Here is a 21175-nt window from a genome sequence, read left to right as displayed (position 1 = left end):
ATGTAGGGAGCAAGGTGTGCGGGAACATGTTGCGCGAGCAGAGCCCCGGTGGTTGCCGACACCATTGGCCCCACAACGGCGAGGCCCCACACGGGAGTGGGGTCACCGAGGTTCGGGCCGACTAGGCGGGTTCCGAAGTAGAGGGCGGAGAGGATGCCGATGATGGTGCCGACGCTCCAGGTGACGGTGTCGATCTGCCAGGCGATCTCGCCGGTGCCTGGCCAGTGGGTGGGCAGTACGGTGGTGGTTGAGGATCCGGCTGAGAGGATCCCCATTGCAACGGTGCCCCAGAAGGGGATTTGCGTGGGGTGCGTGAGGGCTGCGCGCAGCACGCCGGGTTGGGTGAGGCAGCGCAGGATGAAGCTGAGGGTGAGTCCGATGAGTAGCACCCAGCAGATGATGAGCATGGTGGAGGCGAGGGCGGAGGCTCCGGGAATCACGTTGGCGTGCGTGTGCAGGAGGCCTGCGAGGATGCCGGTGCCCATGACGGCAGGAAACCATGCGGGCCCCGCTCCGGGAAGGGGTGGCGTGAGGGGGTGTGGACTCTCGCGAGGGGTTTGGCGAGGCGTTCGGGGAGGCCAGGAGGAGGGGAGCACATGGGCATGGTGTTGTTTTCCGCCACTGCCCTGCTTCAGGGGAAACGGGAGAGGGGTTAGGTGCTGTTTTGAGAGCTGATCCACCCGGGGGTGTATGCCGTCGTGAAGGTGGGGGTGATGATCGGGGTGTCCGCTATGTCTGGATGTGGGTATAAAAAAGGCGCAACACCTGAGGTGTTACGCGACCAGAGCGGGGGCGCGCTTCCTTGCGCGCCCCGGAATGTCATCAGTGTGCGCGGGCGGCGATGGGCTCGCGAAGGGTGAAGGTGGCTGCCAGGGCAATCACTGCTGCGGTGGCTGCGGTGGCGACGGCGGCCATGGAGCCTGCGTAGATGCCAGCGGAGACGGCCATGGTGGCGATCATGATGATGGTGACGGCCAGGGCGACGCGGTCAGCGGTGTGCTGCCAGGTGGCGCGGGCGATGGTGGAGTCGACAATGTGATTCATGCGAATGTTCCTTTCGGTTCGTGCTGGCGAAGCACGAACCGTGCTTCGCACGGCAGCGTGTCTATTGAAGTGCTGTCAGTTTCGTCAGATTTAAGAAACTTTGTTCAGCAACCTCTACTCTACTCTTACCAAGGGGTTAATGGTAGGCGAGGTGGGCAATGGCACAGCTGATAACGCCTGCAATGCTGCGGATTATGGCTGTGGATGGAGGGTCTAGGGGAGTGAAGGGCGAGGGCGATTGCGGGCGAAAAGGGGTGTTGAGCAGGGAATTGTCGTGCGAAGAGAAAGAACGCGCCAAGCAAGACTCCAACAAAAGTCACGGTGCGATCTCCCAGCGCGATCTGCCAGCGCGATCGTCTTGCGCTCCCAGGTGTGAGCTCAAGCAAGTTCCGCCCGCCTGGACCTCAGAAAGCCCTTGGGCGCACACGCGGGAACCAGGAAGCTGATAATGAACTCGCCCAGCCATTAAGAGATCACGACTCAGATGCTCTCGCTCCGGCAATCACGCTATGGTCCTCGAAATGAGGCCCCGAACTTAGGCCCCAGAACTCAACCCACTCAGCAACGACAGCCACACACGAAAACAGACGTGGGGGCGCTTCCAATGGAAGCGCCCCCACGTCTATGCTGTGCACGCCACCCCCACCCTCATTCACCGCGACGGCGTCAGGGGCGGAAGGAAAGCGGCGGTGGCCTCGTCAGAGGCGAACGATGCGAGAAGCCTGCAGACCCTTGGGACCCTCGGTCACCTCGAACTCCACCTTCTCGCCCTCATCGAGGGTGCGAAAACCAGTGGACTCGATCGCGGAGAAGTGAGCGAAGATATCAGCCGAACCGTCATCGGGAGTGATGAAGCCGAAGCCCTTATCAGCGTTGAACCATTTCACGACACCAGTAGCCATGAGAATTTCCTGTCTGTTGTTGCCCCCAGGGAAGAGGGCGGAAGTCTCCACCCCAGGATCGGAGAGGAGATAGTGACGCACTCTCCCTGCAACGACCGGAAAACCGCACGTACTGCAATGAAACTGAGAAACTACCCCTCCAACCTACAGGACACAACACAAAAATGTGGGGCTAATGGCTCACATTGAGACATCAACCCCACAATCTCCGGCGAACGCCAGAACACTACAATTCAGTCAGCGACCAAAACTGCCTCACCCGTCACCGCGTTGATCTGCACCTTCTGATCATCGTCAGCCATATTCGGAGGATCAATGTCGATCACCCAGGTCGGAACACCATTGAGCATCTCCAGATCAGCACTATCAAAAGTGCCCTGCAGCATCGTGAAAGCCTTGGTGATAGCCGCCTCAATCGGCACCGTCATGCCCTGGACGGACAAGACATCATCATCGTCCGTGTCAGGCTGAGTGCCCGTCACCTGACCATTAAGGACCTTGACCTCAACAGCCTTATTCGCCCCATCAGGAAGGATATCGACCTCCCACTCGCCATTGTCATCGATCCCGTCATCGAGGCCAACGACAGTGCCAGGCTGGGTGGCGAGCGCCGCCGCAATGGCGCCGACACCAGCATCAGGCAGTGCGCCCATCACAGCCTGCGTCGGAGCAGGAGTCTGAGTACCAGGAGTCGACTGAGGAGCAGCCTGATCATCCCCCTGAGGAGCAGGCTGAGCCGCCGACTGGGCAGGAGCAGCGGGAGCGGAAGAGTCCCCGGAAGGCGCGGAGGGCGCCGAGGTGCAGGCCGCCAGGGCCAGAGCAGCAATCGCAAAAGGAGCCATCAGGCGAAGTGAAGTATTCATGCCACCAGCATGGCAGGAAGACGCAGGTCACGGCAGAGTGAGAAGAGGATTCTCATCAGAGCCTTAGGAAACTCTTACGAAGCACACAGCACCCGCAGGCGCCTCAGACAACAAAAAACCGTTGGTATCCCAACGGTTTTTGATGGTGCGCGAGGGGGGAGTTGAACCCCCACTCCATCACTGGAACACGGACCTGAACCGTGCGCGTCTGCCTATTCCGCCACTCGCGCGTGCTGGATAACAATACCGAGCTTCGTCCATGAACGTCAAATTGGAGTGCGCCACACGCAAAGACACGGAAGAATAGCACTGACACACGCAGCCCCTCCCCCGCGCACCGCCCCCGGCCACCGCAAGGAGAGGCACAACAACGGCCTCGTACCGCGGAAAAGGACGCCATGCCTGAGCAGCTCCACTCAACGATCACCGACACCGCCCTCGTCCTCGAAGGTGGTGGAATGCGCGGCTCCTACACCGCAGCCCTCGTCAGCTTGCTCATCCGCGAAGGGATTTTCCTCGACCATGTGAGCGGAATCTCGGCAGGCTCTTCGCACACCGCAAACTACATGTCCCGCGACGCATGGCGCGCCAAAGCCGCCTTCGTTGACGTTGCAGACGACCCCAACTTCTGCGGCGCCTCACACTTCCTGCGCGGCCGCGGCTACTTCAACGCCGAATACATCTACCAGCACACCGGCCTGCCCAACGGCACCCTGCCCCTGGACCTCGAGACCTTCCACGCCAACCCCGCCACCCTGCGCATCGGCGTCTTCGACGCCACCGCCAACAAGCAACTCTGGCTCGGCAAGGACGACATGCCCACCTACACCGAGGTCGCGCGCGCCATCCGAGGCTCCTCCACCCTGCCCCTACTCATGCCGCCGCAGGTCGTTGACGGGCACGTGTGGGTTGATGGCGCGCTCGGACCCAACGGCGGCATCGCCCTGGATGCCGCCATGCGCGACGGCTACCGCAAGTACCTCATCGTCCTCACCCGCCCACGCGACTACGTCAAAGGCCCGCTGCGCCCCAGCGTCGGCGCCGCACTGCGCGCAACCTACCCCCGCCTGCCCTCCATTTACGAGGCTGTCGCTCAGCGCCCTTCGCGTTACAACGCCGTACGTCGCCACATTCAGGCCTTAGAAGATGCCGGGCGTGCCTACGTGTTCTACCCCCGTGAGATGAGCGTGTCAGGTACGGAAATGCGCCGCGACCGGCTGGAAGCTTCCTACGCTGCGGGTATGCGCCAGGCGGAGGAAGAACTGCCTGCGATTAAGGCATTCCTCGGGCTGTGACCCGGGGTTAGCGGCAGCAATCTAGCTGGCGCTGCCGGGGCTGGCTGGGCTGGTTGGGATGCTCGGGCGAAGCCAGTCGGTCTGACTGCGACAATTCTCTCGATCGCTTGTCTGCTCTTCCCCGTTCGCTTCACTTTCTACTCTCTTCTGCGCTTCGGCCGTTCTCCTCCCTTTCTAGCGCCCAGGTGTGAGCCCAAGGCGGAAATGGGGGTCTTGGAGGTGAGTTTGGCCTTGGGCGCACATGTGGGAGCGCGGGCGGTCGGGTGCGCGGGCGGTCGGGAATGAAGCTTGGTGGAGCCCCGCCCGGCAGGGAAGCTCCCGAGGGCATCTAAGACACCGCAAGGGTAGAAGGAGGATCCAGTGGCCGTTTCATGTCCCCGGTTCCCAGGTGTGAGTCCAAGGCGGAAATGGGGGTCTTGGAGGTGAGTTTGGCCTTGGGCGCACACGTGGGAGCGCGGGGCCGGGAACTCATCGCCGATGGAGAATTCCCGGACGATATCTGAGGAAGAGTCAGGGGCGGGGGTTGAAGCGCAGGTGAGCGTAGGTCCGTTCTATAGGCTCAGAATTGGGTGTGAGCTTTAAGGTGTGCTCAGGCCCGCGACCCGCAGCCCACGACGAGTATGGTGGATTCCTCTCACGCCCCGCGCAGGAAGTTCAACGCACGCACAGCCGTAGATATCGCGCGGTCGTAGGCCTCATTGCTCATGCCCGGCATCGGCGCCAGCGGCATGAGCCGCTGGCGGGCAATGGTCTGGACCTCCGTGTACTTCTCAATGCCCTCACGCCCATGCCGACGCCCCAGGCCAGAATCCTTCCACCCGCCCATAGGTGCGCCATGGGTCGCCCAGGTGGCGGCGTAGCCCTCATTAATGTTCACCGTGCCGACCTCCAGCCATTCGGCCACCAGCCACGGCAGGCGCCCACGCCCCCACACGCTGGCGTTCAATCCGTAGGTCGAGTCATTCGCCAGCTCAATGGCCTCCTCAACATCGGCCACCGGGTAGATCGCCACCACCGGTCCGAAGGTTTCTTCCGCATACATGGCCGCCGACGCGGGCACATCCATCAAAACCGTCGGCTCAAACACCGTCGGCCCCAGATCAGGCCGCGCGCGCCCACCCGCAAGCACCCGCGCCCCCTTGGCCACCGCATCATCAACATGGGCCTGCACCTTTACCAGGTGATCGGCGGAAATCAAGCCGCCGACATCTACACGCCAATCACCACCAACACCCAGGCGCAAGCCGCAGACCTTCCCCACAAAAGCCTCAACGAACTCGTCGACAATTGCCTCAGACACGTAAATGCGCTCGATACTGATACACAGTTGCCCGGCGTTAGAAAAACACGCCCGCACCGCACCCGAGGCGGCGGCCTCCACATTGGCGCCGGCGGTAACGATCATCGGATTCTTCCCGCCCAGCTCCGCCGAAAAACCAATCAGGCGCTCCCCACAGCGCGCGCCAATACGCCGCCCCGTCGCGGTCGAACCGGTGAACATCATGAAGTCGACCTCGTCAATGAGGGCATCCCCCACTGTCGCGCCCGGCCCGTTGAGCACCTGGAACACGCCCGCAGGCAGGCCAGCCTCCTCCAGCAGTGTGGCCACCATCAGGGCGCTCAGGGGTGTGGCCGAGTCGGGCTTGAGGATGACCGCATTACCCGCCAGGATCGCCGGAATCGCATCTGATGCCGCCAGGGTGAAGGGGTAGTTCCACGGCGCAATCACGCCAACCACGCCCTTGGGGTGGCGCACCTCTCGGGCCGAGGTGAGCACAGGAATAGCGCCCATGCGCCGACGAGGCCGCAGCGCTCGCGGAGCCACGCGCGCATAGTGAGCCGCCACCAGGGACACGTCAAGCACTTCCTCCAGCGCGTGGATGCGCGCTTTGGCCGTCTCGGCCTGCACGACGTCAAGCAGCGCGGCGCGCCGCCGCAAGACCATGCGCGAGAAGGCGCGGACAATCCGCACACGCTCATCCCACGAGGTCGCCGCCCACGCCCGTTGAGCCTGGCGAGCCGTCGCGGCGATGACCTCCAGGTCCTTAAGAGTGTGAGTGGGGACGACACCAAGGACGCTACCGTCAATGGGGGAGAGGAGCTCACGTGCTGGCCCGCTGCCAGTCAGCCGCTCGCACAGGTCCTGGTAGCGAGGGCGCGTCGTGACTGGAACACTGGCCTCAGCCTCACCCCGAGCGCCACGGCCAGCAGCAACATCGGCGTCGCCACCCGTAACGTCGCCACCGGCAACGCCGCTTCCCGCTGACTGACCACCGGCGCTGGCCTCGTCAAATACGCGCTGATCCCCCCGCATTCTGAGCTTTCTCACGCCTGACTCCTCCCCGTGAAATGATCCATCGACGAATACACGCCAAAAATCCGATCCGCCACGAAATCCCACGCCCGCGTCGGCAGCACACCCCGCACTGCCATCCCCAGCTTCACTGTCCACGGCTTGGAAACCACCGGAGTACCCCGCAACATGCCTCGCCATGCAGCATCGACTGCCACCTGTGGCGTCATCATCGGCGTCAGCAGGGGCGCGCGCACGCCCTTGAACATCCCGGTATCAATGTAGCTCGGGCAAAACGTCGTCACCCGAATATGACGGTGCTTCTCTCTTTCGAGCTCCAGGCGCAGCGACTCGCTCCACCCCAGCATCGCCCACTTCGAGGCCGCGTAGACGCTCATATGCGGATTGGCCAGCGTCCCCGCAGCTGAGGCGACATTCAGGATCCTCTTGGGCCGGGCGGCATCGGCGATCATGGCGGGCATAAACTCGCGTACAATCCACATCGGCCCCAGCGCATTGACCCGCATGGTGCGCTCAATATCGCGCTCCGGATCGTGCTCCCAAAAGGTCGTGCCACACACGATGCCGGCGTTATTGATGATGATGTCGGGCTCGCCCAGGAACTCGCGGGTGCGCGCGGCCGCGCTCAGAATGCTCTGCCGGTCGGACACATCCACCCCGACGGCCAATGCCTGCGTTCCCCGCGCGCTCAGTTGATTGGCGAGGTCGGAGGCGGTCGCCTCGTTGAGGTCCCACAGTGCGATCGCCGCAGCACCCTCGGCGGCGGCCCGCCTTGCGTAGAGCACACCCATGCCGCTGGCCGCACCCGTAATGAGCACGCGCGCGCCGCGAATCACGGAAGATCGCGTACCGCCTGGGCGGGTGGTGGCGGTCGAGGGCGAGGCAATTGCCGAGCGCGTGTCAGCCACCGACGAGGCCGAGGCGGCGTTCCCAGCAGGCGCAGCAGAGGAGGACATCCCCGGTGGTGGCGCTGACGATGATGACACGGGAGGCCCCTTTCCTAGCCATGGGCGAGCTGTCACCCATTGACAAGGCTCGCACAGTTCAGGCTAACGAAAGGGGCTGGTATGCGCCTGGGGCGCGTCACGTGGTGGACGCGCCCCAGGGCTGAGCAGTTACGGCAGGAAAGCGAAGCGGATCAGAAATCCCAGTCCTCGTCTTCGGTGTCCTCAATCTCGCCAATGACGTAGGACGAGCCCGAACCGGAGAAGAAGTCGTGGTTCTCGTCGGCATTGGGGGACAAGGCAGCCAGAATCGCCGGATTCACGTTCGTGTCATCAGCGGGGAACATCGCTTCGTAACCCAGGTTCATCAGCGCCTTATTCGCGTTGTAGCGCAGGAACTTCTTGACATCCTCGGTCAATCCCAGAGGATCGTAAAGATCCTCGGTGTACTGCTCCTCATTCTCGTACAGCTCAAAAAGCAGTGAGAAAGTGTAATCCTTGAGCTCATCCTGGCGGGCCTGCTCCGACTCGGCCACACCCAGCTGGTACTTGTAGCCAATGTAGTAGCCGTGAACGGCCTCGTCGCGAATAATCAGGCGAATCAGGTCAGCGGTGTTGGTGAGCTTAGCGTGGCTCGACCAGTACATAGGAGCGTAGAAACCCGAGTAAAACAGGAAAGACTCCAACATAGTGGAAGCCACCTTGCGCTTGAGCGGGTCATCACCCTCGTAGTAGGACTTAATGATCTCCGCCTTGCGCTGCAAAGACTCATTCTCCTCCGACCAGCGGAAAGCCTCGTTGATCTCCTCAGTGGACAGCAGGGTCGAGAAGATCGACGAATACGACTTGGCATGCACCGACTCCATGAAAGCAATATTGGTCAGCACAGCCTCCTCATGCGGGGTGCGCGCGTCAGGAATGAGGCTCACAGCACCGACAGTGCCCTGCAGAGTGTCAAGCAGGGTCAAGCCCGTGAAGACACGGTTGGTCATCTCCTGCTCGGCGGGGCGCAGCGTATTCCACGAGGCAATGTCATTCGACAGCGGAATCTTCTCAGGAAGCCAGAAGTTACCCGTCAGACGATCCCAGACCTCCAGGTCCTTCTCGTCCTCAATACGATTCCAGTTAATGGCCTCAAAAACCGGCTTCCTGCTCACGCCCGCACGCTCCTGAATCGACATAAAAAAGGGGGTTGATCGACAACCATCAGCCTACCCGCTCAGTCCGAGATTGAGGAGGGAGGCTCACGTGAGAACAAACATGCCCTGCGGGCGCGCGCCCGCAGGGCATGAGGACACCCGGTCGGGCAGGCGCTCAAGCCATCAACCTCTCACAGGCGCGCAGCGCGCCCAGCGCCTTCCCTATGAACGTGCCAAGGAACTTGCCAGATCTCAGGTACACATGCCACCTCAGGCAAGCGCAGCCACGAATCGGCACTCACTTCCCGCAAGAACAATCGCAGTTACCGCCACAACCGCCCTCGCCCTCCTGGACGTACTCATACTCCGCGCCCTCAATGTAACGGTCAAGCAGCACCGGCAGCACCCCCAAAAGAGCCAAAGGAACAGCCTGGCGCGTATGAGCCAGCGCCCTGCCCTCCGCCCGGCGGCGCTCCCCACGACGGAACAAGAAACGCTCCCCGAAAACTGCTGCGACGCCACCAACAGCCGCCATCGCCACGCCCGCACCAATAAAAGGCGCCACAGAGATACCGTTCTCGCGCGCCTCCTCGACGGCCTCCTTCACCTCGTCAGACACCTTACTGACCTCACGCGCCCCATGGTGAACCATCGCGCTGAGGATCCCCGCCTTCAGCAGCGTGCGCACCGCGCGGGACCGAACAACATCCGGCATCGCATACCAAACGAGGATGCCACCACCATTAATCACAGCATTGCTGAACTGCGGATACGCATCCAACCACTCCACGTAACGCTCAGCAAAGGGATGAGAACAGCCAGTAGGGCAAGACATAGGAACTCCTCAAATCGACTCACACACACAATAGTCCACAGGCATGTCGCAGGCGCGCGGACCTGCCCCACCGGCGCCCACAGCGCAAGGAAGTAGGGCGGCGGCCTCGTCAATCAGAACCCAACCGACGAGGCCACCGCGCGCCGCAGTTCACGCGCCCCAGCGTGCTTAGTCGGCCAGCAGGCCCAGCAAGTGATCGAGGACCTTCCCACCCGACGCGCGCAGGCCATCATGCTGGTACTCGCTGGTCACCCACGTCTGCGCCCCAATGAGCTCAGCGGTATCCATCGACAGGTCACGGGGCACAAACATGTCGTCGTAGTAAACCGCCGCAGCCACGGGCACCGTGTTGTTCGTCAGAACTTCGGGCAGATAAACGGGGGTCCACTCGCTGCGCTGAGCAAGAATCTCCGTCATGCCAGCAAGAGGCTTCAGCTGCGGATCCTCAGCGAAGAAGGCGCGCATCATATGCTCGCCCGTCAGGTAGTACGGCATCGACTCGTCAAGGGGGTCAGCATCCTTCGCGAACCCCTCTGCTTCCTCGGCCAGACGGTCGGCGCTCCAATTCGTCCGCGTGCCCGCAAGCTCGGGGGTAGCAGCGGCGTAGATCGACTCATGCATGTAGCCATACATCGGCGTCATCGCCACCTCCGCGCCCACCTGAGAGAGGAACTTCGTAGAGAGGCGACGCTCACCATTGACGTGCACCCACGGGCCCTCCAACATGAAATGCAGCAGATCAGTGCGGGTTTGAGTGCCCAAACCCATGCCAACCATGCGGAAACGCGTGGCCGAAAGGCGCTCGCCCGTCGGCAACACCTCCTCGGTGCCACGCAGGTGGGCCGCGATTTCACGGACAGTACGCTCATCCCCCGGGAACTGACGGAAATAGACCTTATTACGGGCGGCGGTCGCCGCGTAGGTACGCCGGTAAATGTCATCAACATGCACCAAACCCGGTAGGCCGCCGGTAATGAGCGATGCCTTCATGCCCTCGGGCGCCAGGGACAGGTAGGACATGGTGATGAAGCCGCCATAGGACTGGCCGCAGGTCGTCCACGGCTCGTCGCCGCACAGGTCGGCGCGGATCACCTCAGCATCACGGACAATCTGATCCTGACGGAAGAAAGCCGCATAATCGGCGCGAGCCTGGTCATCAGGGAAGGCGGCGAGAGTTTGAGCATCCAGGCGCGAGGACTGGCCCGTGCCGCGCTGATCCATGAGAACGACGCGGTAATCCTCCAGTGCGCGGCCAATCCAGCCGTCACGCCAATCGCCCTGGCGGGGGCCAGAGCCACCTGGGCCGCCCTGAAGGAACACCATGTAGGGCAGCTTCTCCCCGCCGGAGCGAATGATCTCGCGGGCGAAAATCTCAATCGTGGGGTTGTCGGCGCCCACGGGGCGCGTGTGGTCAAGGGGGACATCCCATCGGTGCTCGTGAACGGTGCAGGAGTGTTGGGTGTAGGTCAAAGTGCGCATGGATCAAGGGTAGTGCCTCGGCGTGATGGTGCCAGGGCATACGTGTTGGCGGCGCCCAGGTGTGAGCCCAAGGGGGAAACGCCTGTTCTGGAGGGGGTTTTGACCCTGGGCGCACACGTGGGAACTTGCTGCGTGAATCCGGGGTGCTTCGTGGCGATTCGGGGTGGAGAGGGGGTGGTGGTGAGTGGCGGGCGCCCAGGTGTGAGCCCAAGGGGGATCGGGCGCTTCGATGAGGTATTTCTGCCTGGGCGCACACGTGGGAACTCGACGAAGTCGAGTATCGAACCGGGTCGATGCCTGAGGGGACGGGAGCGAGTGTTACTGACGTGCGTGGTAAGGCGCGAAACTTACTCGATGCGTGGGGGGACGGTTGAACTACAGGGTGCGGGTCTAAGGAAAAGGGGGTCAGGAGAAAACCGGCAGGAGGAGCATGAAGCCCACCGTCCCTCCACCCACGCTCCACAGGGTGCGCCTGCCAGACAGCAAGTGAATAGCAATGGTTGCACCCGTGGCCACAAGCGCAGGAACCCACCGCATGGATGACGCCCCATCTACCTCACTCAAGCTGACGCCCTGCCCGGGCCAGGCAGCACCCACAAAGGTTGCTACCGCCAAAATGGCCAGTACCCCAGCTGGCATCCACCGAGCCAAGGCTTGAACAATGCAGGATTCGCGAAGAGGCTCAAGCGCGGCAAAAGGCAGAGCTCGCAAGGCAAAGTCGATAACAAAGACAATGGCGAGGACGGCAAGAATATACCCCAGGCTCATTGGGTCCTCCTCACAATAATCGCCACCATCAGAGCCAGCCCGAAGGCAGCCATCGCCACAAACAGGGGCGAATCAGGAGCAAGCCACAAGGCGCCCACGAAACACAAAGCCCCCAGGGCAGCGCTCGCTGCATCCCGGCGCGTGCGACAGGCATCCAACGCCAAGGTGATGAACAGGGCACACAGCGCGAAATCCATACCCACCAAATCAAACGGCAACACCTGCGCGATCACGACCCCCACCAGGCCACCCAGCACCCAGTAGCTCTGCAAAGCCGCCTGCATCAGCAGCAACTCGCGCGAGCGCCACAAGGTGCCGCTCGCGGCAGTCAGGGCGTAGGCCTCGTCAGTAAGGGCATACATCGCGTAGGTCTTCCCTAAGCGCGATCGCACCGCATGCAGAGGGAAAGAGAAGGCGTAGAAGACGTGACGGAAGTTCACCAGCGTCGTTGTCACGGCAATGGTGCCAAGAGAAGCCCCGGCCGTCATCAGGCCAACAAGAATGAACTCGGCCGAACCCGCATACGCGGCAATCGACAGGGCGGGCGTCACCCACCAGGGTAGGCCAGCCTGGATCACGAGCAGCCCGAGTGCGACCCCAAGGGGGAAGAGGCCAAGGCCAGCGGGTGACGAGACGCGAATAGCTGAGCGCAGATCCGCAGCGAAGGAGGAAGCCATGGAGGTCAGCGATCCCCTGGAGACGAATCAGCTGCCCCAGCAGAGTGGGGAGCTGACGAGACGATCGTGGATTGATGGTGGAGCAGACGAGGGCCATCCTCGCCGGGAATCCACAGGCCGGTCTCCACAGAGCGGCCTGTGCCCCAGCTCAGCTCAAAGCGGGTGATCATAGTGGAGCCAGCGGTGCGTGTATGAATCCGGCTGACACTGAGATGAGGGGGGCAAGGCCCGTAGAAGGTGTCAGTGACCGAGCCATTGGGCCAGATGCGCTCGAAGCCGGGGGCGAGCCAGGGGGTGACCTCATCGGGGAGGGCGCTTGTCCAGGCGGTGATGATGGCCTTTTGGGCGGCGAGCACCTCGCTGCGGGTAAGGCATGGGAGCGCGCTGGGGCTGGAGGTAGCCGGGATGAGGGCGCCCGGCTGTGAGTCCAGGGCATCTGGAGCCTCAAAATCAGCAGAATCGTCTTGGATGCACACCCGGGCGCCCATATCGGCGGCGGAAGTGGTCGCGGTGGAAGTGGGGGGTGTTGACGGGGCCAGTGAGGAAGGGGTGGAAGTCGAAGACTCCTCGAACCCTGTCTGATCTGTCATGTGAGCACCGCAATTTGGGGAGGAGGCGTCATTTGGGGCGGAGGCGCCACTAAAACCCGGACCGCCCGACGCAACGCCGCCCTTCTGATGCGTCTCTGCCGCGCTGCGAGCCAAATCATCAGCACGTTCATTCATCGGGTGGCCGGTGTGTCCACGTACCCACTCGAAGGTCACTTGCCGCCCCGCAATGAGGCGGTCAATCTCTTGAATGACCTCAAGGTTGGCGATGGGTTTCTTATCGGTTTTGACCCAGCCCTTTTTCTTCCATCCGTGCATCCACTTGGTAATGACATTAATGGCGTACTGGGAATCAGCAAGGACATGTAACGGTTCGCCCGCGAGGCCTGCAGATTCCGTGGCCCGCAGAAGTTCAAGAACGGCAGTGAGTTCCCCCAGGTTATTGGTGCCATGATCCCAGCCGCCCGCATCCCAGCAGGTGGGGGATACGACCCACGCCCAACCGGCGGGGCCGGGATTTCCCAGAGCTGAACCGTCTACCGCTGCCCGAATTGTCATGAGTGACATGGTAACGGTCGAGCCTGGCGCCCGCGTGTGCGCCCAGCACACGCGGGCGTGCAGCCCGGACAAAGAATCCTTGGGCGCACACCTGGGAGCAGGCTCTTTCTCCGCCAGATCCTGCGTGCCCGAACGCCGCCTCGCAGGGCAACAGAAGGCAGGGGTCTTGCGTTGAACAAGCAGCACCGTCGAAACAGTGATGTACTAGACGGACGTTGATCCACAGACCGATGACCAGGAGAAGCTGTGCCAAAGTCTCGAATGAAGCTACTGGTGGTGGCTGTTGTTACTGCCGTCGCCCTGGGCGCGGGCTATGGCGTGTGGGAGTGGGGACGCGACAAGAATTACTGGGGGACGCCCGATGATGTGGCCGCACTCTGGGATCTTCCTATTGTCCGAACTGCTGAAGAGCTTCCCGGTGGTCTTGTTGATCGCGCGCAACGTCCCAATGGTGGCGTCATGAGTAAGCCTGAGCCTGCCTACATTGAGTTCAGTGTCTTTGTCGATGCTGCCGCGAATGCGTCGGATCCACTGAAAATGATGGCTGAGGACCAGGGCTGGAGCATTGAGGAAAACTGTGCGCAAAGTGTTGAGTGGTGTGCGCAAATGCGCGATCATCAGGGTTTTCAATTATTTATGACAGTCTCTGATGCTCCCGCGCAAGTGGTCGAAGGAAGCGGGCCGATCGGACATCTCAAGCGCGTGAGGATTTTCTACCTGTAGGCCCGCAAGTCAAGGTTTTCGTAGGAAAATACAGGCCATGCAGGATAGTGGTGGTGCTTCCCTATGTCATCATCAATACTGCACTTATGGTCAGAATTGCCTTCGCCTCCCGCCTTCTTGACCGTCATCAACCATGCCGCAGGCATCCTCCCCCACGCTCGCGATTCTTGAAAAATGACCTGATCAGAAAAGAAAAATCACTCACTTCTGAACCAGAGTCTTCAAATCCTTACAGCGTGTCAAAGGAGCATGAATTTGCCCTTTAGCATGGTGCGCATGTTCAAGACAACGACGAAGTTTCTGGCAGGGCTGGCAGCCGTCGCTACCGCGATGGGCACCTTCTCCCTCCCCGCACACGCCGACGACAGCGGCAAGTACCTGACAGTCACCCTCATCGGAGACTCCTACACCGCCGGCAATGGCGCAGGAGCCTACTACGGCCCAAAGGGTTCATATCGCTCCACCCGCAACTGGGGCCACACCTACGTCAACTGGCTCAACTCCCAAGGTGTGCATACCACCGTGCATAACCTGGCGGCATCAGGTGCAGTGACGAAGAATGTCCTTGAGAAGCAGATTCCAGCACTTGACCCAACCACGGATGTCGTCATGCTGACCATCGGCGGTAATGACATCAAGTTCGAAGAGATCGTGAAGGGCTGTTTCGCTAAGTATCTCTCGGGTTATGACGCGTGCAAAAAAGCGATGACGTTCGCTGAAACAACCTTCCCGGAAACACGCGAAAACATCGTGAAAGTTCTCAAAGCTGCCCAGGCTAAACTCGAGTCGGATGCGCAGATTATCCTCGTGGGCTACCCGCTACTCAGTATGGATAAGGACTGGAGTCTGAAGAAGAGGAAAGAGACTTTCCCTGCTGCCCAGAAGATTCGCGAGTTCGGCATGTTTGCTACGCAAGAGCAACAAAAGCTTGTTGATACGTGGAACGCCGATTCTGCCAACACGGTGAAGGTCACCTTTGTGCCGACAGAGATTCACTTTGCCGGTCATGAACCAGACCCGGATCAGGATACCCGCAATCCTCTTCGTTGGCTGAATGAGTTCCTTGAAGATGAAGGAAAGGCTGGGCATGACGGCACCGTTACCTCCAAGGAGCAGAGTATTCTCGGGTTGATCTTTGGTGGAGCTGACTACTCCTCCTGGTATCACCCCAATATCACCGGCCACGCGGAAATCGCCAACCTTCTCCAGCAGAAGATCGGCATTCCCAGCAACGTGCGTTCCGTGCGCAACCCCAAGCGCGATTCGGACATTGTCTTCGTCGTCGAAACCTCCACGGCCACCGCTGAAAAACTCGACCAGATCAAGAAGCAGATCCGCCGCGTCGTTGACGAGGCCACCCGCACCGCTACCGATGCCGGAAAGGAAGCACGCTTCTCCCTCGTGACCTTCCGCGATCTGCCCGTAGCGCCGCCTGCACCCGCACCCGGCGCGGAAACTACCCCCGGCGCGGAAGCAACCCCTGGTGCTGAAGGCACTCCTGGAGCAGATGTCACCCCCGGCGCTGTGACCCCCGAAGCAACGCCAGGTGCAACTCCAGCAGCCCCCGCAGAAGCAGAAGCGCCCGCAGCGAACGCAGCACCCGTTCCTCGCACGGTTGCCGGTTTCCGCTCGGTAAGCGCATTCCGCTCGGCAACTACCGCAGAAGACCGTGAAGAAGCAGCACAACCCGCCGAGGCAGAAGCAACCGTGACCTCCACCGAGGAAAGCGATGAGACTGACGACCTCGTAGGTACACCTCTTGTTGTGTCCGGCGATGCTGCAAGTGGCAACACCAACGACACTCCGGCTCCCGGTGCACCGGGGGCCACCGACACCGCCGCAGACGCCACCGTCACCAGCGATACCAACACTGCTGGCAATGCCGACAAGCCCGCTGAAAACGCGCAGCCTGCCCCAGCAGCACCCCTGGAAGAAGTCATGGTTCTCAGCGAGTTCACCGCCGACCGCGACGCCTTCCTCGCTCTGGTTGATGGCCTCGAAGCGAACGGCGAAGCTGGCGGTCCCGCCGTCTACAACGCCCTCAAAAAGGCTATCGCCATGCCCTTCACCGCAGGCGCACGCAAGCGAGTGCTCCTTCTCGGCGATGGCGAACTGGCCGACAATGACGCAAACAACGCCCTTGACTGGGCAGCGCTCGCTCAGGACGCATTCACCGCGAACACCGCAGAAATCCTCGTCCTCGACCCCGACAACGAAACCAGCCCCGCACTAACCAACCTGTCCCACACCACAGGCGGACACGTCACCGCCCTCGAAACCGTGCGCCCGCTCATCGTGGATCCGCCCACGGCACGCATCAGCAGCGTTGACGTGCTCGCTGTCGGTGAAGAGTTCGTCCTCGATGCCTCCGGCTCCTTCGCAGCCGAGGGAAGCCTCATGAAGTACGAATGGGATGTCGACGGGGATGGCGCCTACGACCTCACCTCCGAAGTTCCCGCAGGCGAGGCAGCAAACCCCCTGCAGGGACACCGCTACACAGCACCCTTCACCGGTAATGTGGCCGTGCGTGTCACCGACAAGTTCGGGCGCACCGCCGTCGGCACCGTCGAGGTGACCGTCACCAAGGATGGCGACCTCATTGACGACGCGCAGGACAACTGCCCTGCCGACCGCAACCCCGAACAGATCGACACCGACAAGGACGGCATCGGCGACGCATGTGACGACACTCCCCTGGGCGCCCCTGTCCTTCCCGTGCCGCCGACCACGGACCCCGCACCCGGCGGCAACACCCCCGGAGGTAACAACCCTGGAGGCAACACCCCCGGCGGCACCCAACCCGGGGACAACTCTGGCACTGCTCCCGCCCCCGGGAACAAGCCTCAGCCCGAAGGCAAGCCTCAGGCAGGCGTCGCCCCGAAGGGCTACACCAAGCAGGGCGCACTTGCCAATACCGGTGTAGATGCAGGCATGCTCGCTGGGGCCGGTGCGCTCATGGTGATCGGTGGCATCATGATGGTGCGCACCCGCCGCCGCTGAAATGCCGACTGGAGCCGGGCCTGGCTCGCCCCTGACTGGTATCGGGCTGACTGGCCCCTGACTGGTATCGGGCTGACTGGCCCCTGACTGGATCCAGCCTGACTGGATCCAAGTTGACGGTGCCAGGCCTGACCGGCCCCGGTCCCCGTCGCGGAAACTAGAGGCACTCCGCGCTGAGGAGGCGCAATAGCTTCTCGCTGACGGTGCAAGGCGTCCAGGTGGCGGGGCGTGAAATTCACTTTCACGCCCCGCCACCTTTTTATGTCCGGAGACTGATTTTCTTGTCCGGAGGCAGGCAGGAGTGCGGTGTCGCCAGATGTGCAGAGCAAAGAGCGGACGCTGCATGCGGAGGGCCGTCGACCTGTGGTCAACCCAAGCTGTTAGGTGTAGGCGGGGCTACCTGTGAACGCAGTGGGAGGGTTACAGCAGTGCGCTCCGCTTGCCCCTCTGACCCCCGTGAGTCCTCCTTGCCCTCTCGATCCTGACGCCTGTGGCTCCCACCTGTGACGCCACGACATGACACGCACCTTTACCGCGCTTCATCTCTTGGATGCACACCTGGGAGCCGCAGCAGACAAAAGAAGGGCGCGGCATCCCACACGGAACGCCGCGCCCTCTTTCCCTGGGAACACTTACGCGGTGACCCCCACCTGAGACATGACGAAGGCAAACTCCTCAGCGCGGGCCTCCCACCGGCCGTAACGGCCCGAACGACCACCATGCCCGGCGACCATCTCCGTACGCAGCACAATCGGGCGCTCCTCCTGATCCGAGGCGCTCACCTCACGCAAGCGCTGCACCCACTTGGCGGGTTCCACGTAGTACACGCGCGTGTCATTCAAGGATGTTGTGGCCATAATCGCCGGGTGCACCACGCCCTCGGCCACATTCTCATAGGGCGTGTAGGAGCGCATCAACGCATACACCTGCGCCGACTCAATGGGATTCCCCCATTCCTCCCACTCGCCCACAGTCAACGGCAGCGAGGCGTCCAGGATGGTCGTCAGCGCATCTACAAAAGGCACGCCCGCCAACACCGCGCGGAAGGTCTGCGGCGCCATATTCGTCACCGCACCCATCAATAGGCCACCGGCCGAACGGCCCTCAGCAATCAGACGATCCTCAGCCACCCAGCCCGAGGCCTGCAGCCACTGAGCAACATCAATGAAGTCCGTGAAGGTATTGACCTTCACCAGTTCCTTCCCGTCCTCGTACCAGGCGCGGCCCATTTCGCCGCCGCCTCGAATATGAGCAATCGCGTGCACCATGCCGCGCTGCAAGGCCGGTAGGCGCAGGATGTCGAACTCCGCGTCGAAGCTGATCTCGTAGGAGCCGTAGCCGTGAATCCACCCGGCATTCGTGCCGTCGGGCAGGGTGTCGCGGTGGCGGATCAGCGTGACCGGAATCTGCACCCGACTATCCCGCGAGGGCACCCACACGCGCTCCTCCACGAACTGTGCCGGATCCCATCCGGGCACCTCAAGCCGCTTGAGCACCCTGCGCTCAAAAGAGCCCACCTCAACGCGTTCGGCGGTGGGCGGCACGGTGACGCTCTGATGCTCAATGGTGAAGGAGGTGTCCTCAAAACGACCGCCACCTCCGGTAATGAGGGTGCGGACGGGGGATTCGACCTCAACGAAACGACCCTCATCCCACAGGCCCTCCAGGTCGCCGCCAGGCACAGGCTCCGCGCCCGCCCTGGTGGCGCGCTGGTGGCAGGCGACCTGGGTGAGCGACCCCGAACGCATGGTGACCAGCATGAAGGACGCGAAGGCTTCGACCTCGGCAATCCGTTCCCCCTCACGAGGCTCCCGCACGCTCACCCACGTTGAGGGCGGCGCAATCGGGGTGGCGGGGAGGGTGGTGTTGATGGCTGACGAGGCCACCGCTGCGCCCTCGCCAGCCATGCGCGCCGCGAGGTCGGCAGGGATGGGGGCGGCCGCCACGGAGCCTTCGCGGCTGGAGCGCGAGTGGACGATGAGCAGGTGGTCGCCTGCGGGCTCGCAGCCCACAAGGACGCCCTGCTCGCGGCCGGTCACCGGCACAGGGGCGGTGAGTGGCGCGTGAGCGGACCACAGCCAGGCTTCACCCGTTGTGGGGGAGGTCGAGTGGATCGCCACCCACCGGGGGTCGCGGGAGGGGGCAAACCACAGGTCGAAGGCCTCGTCGGGTTCGGAGAGCAGCAGGCGATCCTCGCTGGGGTCGGTGCCGACGCGGTGAACCCACAGTTCGCACTGGCGCCACGCCTCATCCAGGCGCGTGTAGATAAAGGCTGAGGAGTCAGCCGACCAGGCCAGGCCGTAGCCGGTGTCGGTCACCGTTTCATCGACGATGGTGCCGTCAGGGGTTTGGATGACCCAGGTCCAGCGTTCATCGCCCGAGAAGTCGCGGGCCCAGGCGATGAGCTGCCCATCAGGGCTGGGGGTGAGGGTGGCGAGACGGAAGAACTCCTGGCCTTTGGCGTAAGCGTTCTCGTCCACCAGCAGTTCCTCGCCGGGGTGAGGCTGGCCGGGGGTGAGGACGGGAGGCAGGTCTGCGTTGTCGCCGGAGGCCTCACACTGGGACATGTGAAGGCGATGGTGGGTGGCGTAGGACTGGCCCTCCTGAGTGCGGCGGTAGTACCAGTAGTCACCTTCGCGTAGGGGCACCGAAACATCGGTCTCTGTGGTGTAGGCCTTGAATTCGGCGACCAGGGAGCGCTGCAGGTCCAGGGTGGGGGCGCACACATGGTCGGTCCAGGCGTTTTCGGCATTGAGGTGGGCAATGACTTCAGGATTGTCTTTCTCTCGCAGCCAATCCCAAGGGTCGTCGAAGTAGTCGCCGTGAATGTCGCGCACGCGGGTTCCCAGGCGGCGCGCTGCAATGGGCGGGGTGGAAACAGTGGGGTCAATAGTCATGGGGAAAGTCTAGGCTCCCGCGTGTGCATCCAGGCGTGTGAACAGCTCTGAGGGCCCCAGATTGGCCTGGGCTCACACGCCGGAGCCGAGGGGCTGCAACTGCATACCGTGGGGGCTGAGGACTGAGCGTAGTGATGTCATGCCGCACATCGCCGCCTTGCAGGGCAGGGCGGCATGTGTGGATGTCTAGGCACTGTCCCGTTGAGGCAACCCGACCGGCACTCGATCCAAATCCGACAGCGCCACCACGTTTGGGTGAATGGCACAGGCCTGCGCAAGATGCGCATCCGTGTTGGGGTAACGCGTTGAAAAGTGGGTGAGGGCTAAGGTTTTTGCTTTGGCCGCAACTGCGACGCGGGCAGCCTGCTCTGCCGTGGAGTGGCCGTATTCCTCAGCCAGGGCAGCGCAGTCATTGGCGTAGGTTGCTTCCATCACCATCAGATCAACGTCGCGGGCAAGCAGCTCAGCGCCCCGGCATGGGCGAGTATCCATAATGAAAGCCATAGAGCGCCCCTTGCGTGGGCGGGAGACCTCTTCCAGGGTGGTGATCCGGCCGTCAACCTCAATACGGCCATCACGTTTCAGCTGGCCAACCAGAGGCCCGCGAATGCCGCGTTCGGCCAAGGCATGCCCGTCAAAGCTGATCCCCGGAGGTTCTTCCACGCGGTATCCAACCGCAGGAACCCGGTGATTCAAGGGTGCGGCAGAAAGGACAAACTGCGGGGTAGAGAGGATCACCTGTGGTTCCTCGGAGGGCTCAATCGGACGGTAGATGACTTCCGCCTGGTCGTAATAGATGCTCGCATGGTGCAAGCGCTCCACATATTCCTGGCTCTCAGCCGGGAAGGTCACCACCACCGGATGCGGCGGTTGTTCCAAAGAAATCCGCTGCAACACTCCCGGAAGGCCAAGGCAATGATCCCCATGCAGGTGAGTCAGGGCAATGACATGGACGCTGTGAACACCAAGCCCAGCGAAAGTGAGCTGACGTTGCGTGCCCTCGCCGCAATCGAAGAGGATCCCTTTCCCCTGCCAGGCCAGATGGTAACCGTTGTGGTTACGGGTTTTCGTAGGAAGGAAGCTGGAGGTACCAAGGGCAGTAAATTCAAAATTGCTCATCACCTGCTCACTCTCTTTACCCGTGTCACTGTCGCCGTGCCCGTGTCGTTGTGTCAGTGTCGCTGTGTCG

General features: G+C 62.2%; 16 protein-coding genes, 1 tRNA gene and 1 pseudogene. 3 read left to right on the top strand and 15 right to left on the bottom strand.

Annotation, left to right across the window (positions count from 1 at the left end; genetic code table 11):
- Window positions 1-26 precede the first annotated feature (26 nt).
- From HWX48_RS11305 to HWX48_RS09760, 5 genes and pseudogenes are all read right to left on the bottom strand, one after another.
- A pseudogene (locus tag HWX48_RS11305) lies at window positions 27-596 on the bottom strand (hypothetical protein); the annotation flags it as partial.
- A 226-nt stretch (window positions 597-822) separates the two neighbouring features.
- Window positions 823-1044: a hypothetical protein gene (locus HWX48_RS09775; RefSeq protein ID WP_175957066.1), complete on the bottom strand. Its 222-nt coding sequence runs from the start codon at window positions 1042-1044 to the stop codon at window positions 823-825.
- Between the two features lie 698 nt (window positions 1045-1742).
- Complete coding sequence (locus HWX48_RS09770) at window positions 1743-1946, bottom strand: cold-shock protein (RefSeq protein WP_175957064.1); 204 nt, start codon at window positions 1944-1946, stop codon at window positions 1743-1745.
- A gap of 233 nt (window positions 1947-2179) precedes the next feature.
- The gene (locus HWX48_RS09765) at window positions 2180-2809 is read right to left on the bottom strand and encodes a PepSY domain-containing protein (RefSeq protein WP_175957062.1); all 630 of its coding nucleotides are present in this window, start codon (window positions 2807-2809) and stop codon (window positions 2180-2182) included.
- Between the two features lie 143 nt (window positions 2810-2952).
- Window positions 2953-3039, bottom strand: a tRNA-Leu gene (locus HWX48_RS09760).
- A gap of 168 nt (window positions 3040-3207) precedes the next feature.
- On the opposite strand from HWX48_RS09760, the gene HWX48_RS09755 reads away from it, so the two are divergent.
- Window positions 3208-4104, top strand: coding sequence for a patatin family protein (locus HWX48_RS09755; protein WP_175957060.1), 897 nt, complete (start codon window positions 3208-3210; stop codon window positions 4102-4104).
- A gap of 634 nt (window positions 4105-4738) precedes the next feature.
- Here HWX48_RS09755 and HWX48_RS09750 read toward each other — a convergent pair.
- The 8 genes from HWX48_RS09750 to HWX48_RS09715 all read right to left on the bottom strand — a co-directional run bounded on the left by HWX48_RS09750 (window position 4739) and on the right by HWX48_RS09715 (window position 13375).
- Window positions 4739-6433 carry a succinic semialdehyde dehydrogenase gene (locus HWX48_RS09750; RefSeq protein WP_175957058.1) on the bottom strand — a complete coding sequence of 565 codons (1695 nt, stop codon included), beginning with the start codon at window positions 6431-6433 and terminating at the stop codon, window positions 4739-4741.
- The gene (locus HWX48_RS09745) at window positions 6430-7404 is read right to left on the bottom strand and encodes an SDR family NAD(P)-dependent oxidoreductase (RefSeq protein ID WP_217701621.1); all 975 of its coding nucleotides are present in this window, start codon (window positions 7402-7404) and stop codon (window positions 6430-6432) included. The genes HWX48_RS09750 and HWX48_RS09745 overlap by 4 nt, the downstream gene beginning before the upstream one ends.
- Before the next feature lie 152 nt (window positions 7405-7556).
- Complete coding sequence (gene nrdF, locus HWX48_RS09740) at window positions 7557-8519, bottom strand: class 1b ribonucleoside-diphosphate reductase subunit beta (RefSeq protein ID WP_175957056.1); 963 nt, start codon at window positions 8517-8519, stop codon at window positions 7557-7559.
- A 280-nt stretch (window positions 8520-8799) separates the two neighbouring features.
- Window positions 8800-9336: a hypothetical protein gene (locus tag HWX48_RS09735; protein WP_175957054.1), complete on the bottom strand. Its 537-nt coding sequence runs from the start codon at window positions 9334-9336 to the stop codon at window positions 8800-8802.
- 168 nt (window positions 9337-9504) lie between these two features.
- Window positions 9505-10815: an alpha/beta fold hydrolase gene (locus tag HWX48_RS09730; protein WP_175957052.1), complete on the bottom strand. Its 1311-nt coding sequence runs from the start codon at window positions 10813-10815 to the stop codon at window positions 9505-9507.
- A 405-nt stretch (window positions 10816-11220) separates the two neighbouring features.
- Window positions 11221-11583 carry a branched-chain amino acid transporter permease gene (locus HWX48_RS09725; RefSeq protein WP_175957051.1) on the bottom strand — a complete coding sequence of 121 codons (363 nt, stop codon included), beginning with the start codon at window positions 11581-11583 and terminating at the stop codon, window positions 11221-11223.
- Entirely contained in the window at window positions 11580-12260 is a 681-nt protein-coding gene (locus HWX48_RS09720; protein ID WP_175957050.1) for an AzlC family ABC transporter permease, read from the bottom strand. Before HWX48_RS09720 ends, HWX48_RS09725 begins: the two co-directional genes overlap by 4 nt.
- Before the next feature lie 5 nt (window positions 12261-12265).
- Window positions 12266-13375 (bottom strand): ribonuclease H, encoded by a 1110-nt coding sequence (locus HWX48_RS09715; RefSeq protein WP_254873061.1) that lies wholly within the window; start codon window positions 13373-13375, stop codon window positions 12266-12268.
- Window positions 13376-13612: 237 nt separating this feature from the next.
- Between HWX48_RS09715 and HWX48_RS09710 the strand changes: the two genes are divergently transcribed.
- Both HWX48_RS09710 and HWX48_RS09705 read left to right on the top strand, forming a co-directional pair.
- Entirely contained in the window at window positions 13613-14089 is a 477-nt protein-coding gene (locus HWX48_RS09710) for a hypothetical protein (protein WP_175957049.1), read from the top strand.
- Window positions 14090-14338: 249 nt separating this feature from the next.
- On the top strand, window positions 14339-17089 hold the full coding sequence (locus HWX48_RS09705; protein ID WP_175957048.1) for a GDSL-type esterase/lipase family protein: 2751 nt from the start codon (window positions 14339-14341) through the stop codon (window positions 17087-17089).
- A 632-nt stretch (window positions 17090-17721) separates the two neighbouring features.
- On the opposite strand, the gene HWX48_RS09700 is transcribed toward HWX48_RS09705, so the two are convergent.
- Window positions 17722-19986: a S9 family peptidase gene (locus HWX48_RS09700; protein WP_175957047.1), complete on the bottom strand. Its 2265-nt coding sequence runs from the start codon at window positions 19984-19986 to the stop codon at window positions 17722-17724.
- Window positions 19987-20172: 186 nt separating this feature from the next.
- A complete protein-coding gene (locus HWX48_RS09695; protein WP_175957046.1) occupies window positions 20173-21105 on the bottom strand; it encodes a ribonuclease Z in 933 nt (310 codons plus the stop codon).
- Between the last annotated feature and the right edge of the window lie 70 nt (window positions 21106-21175).

The organism is Schaalia sp. Marseille-Q2122 (assembly GCF_903645355.1).
Lineage (GTDB): Bacteria > Actinomycetota > Actinomycetes > Actinomycetales > Actinomycetaceae > Pauljensenia.
This window is presented reverse-complemented; position numbering and strand designations above follow the sequence as displayed.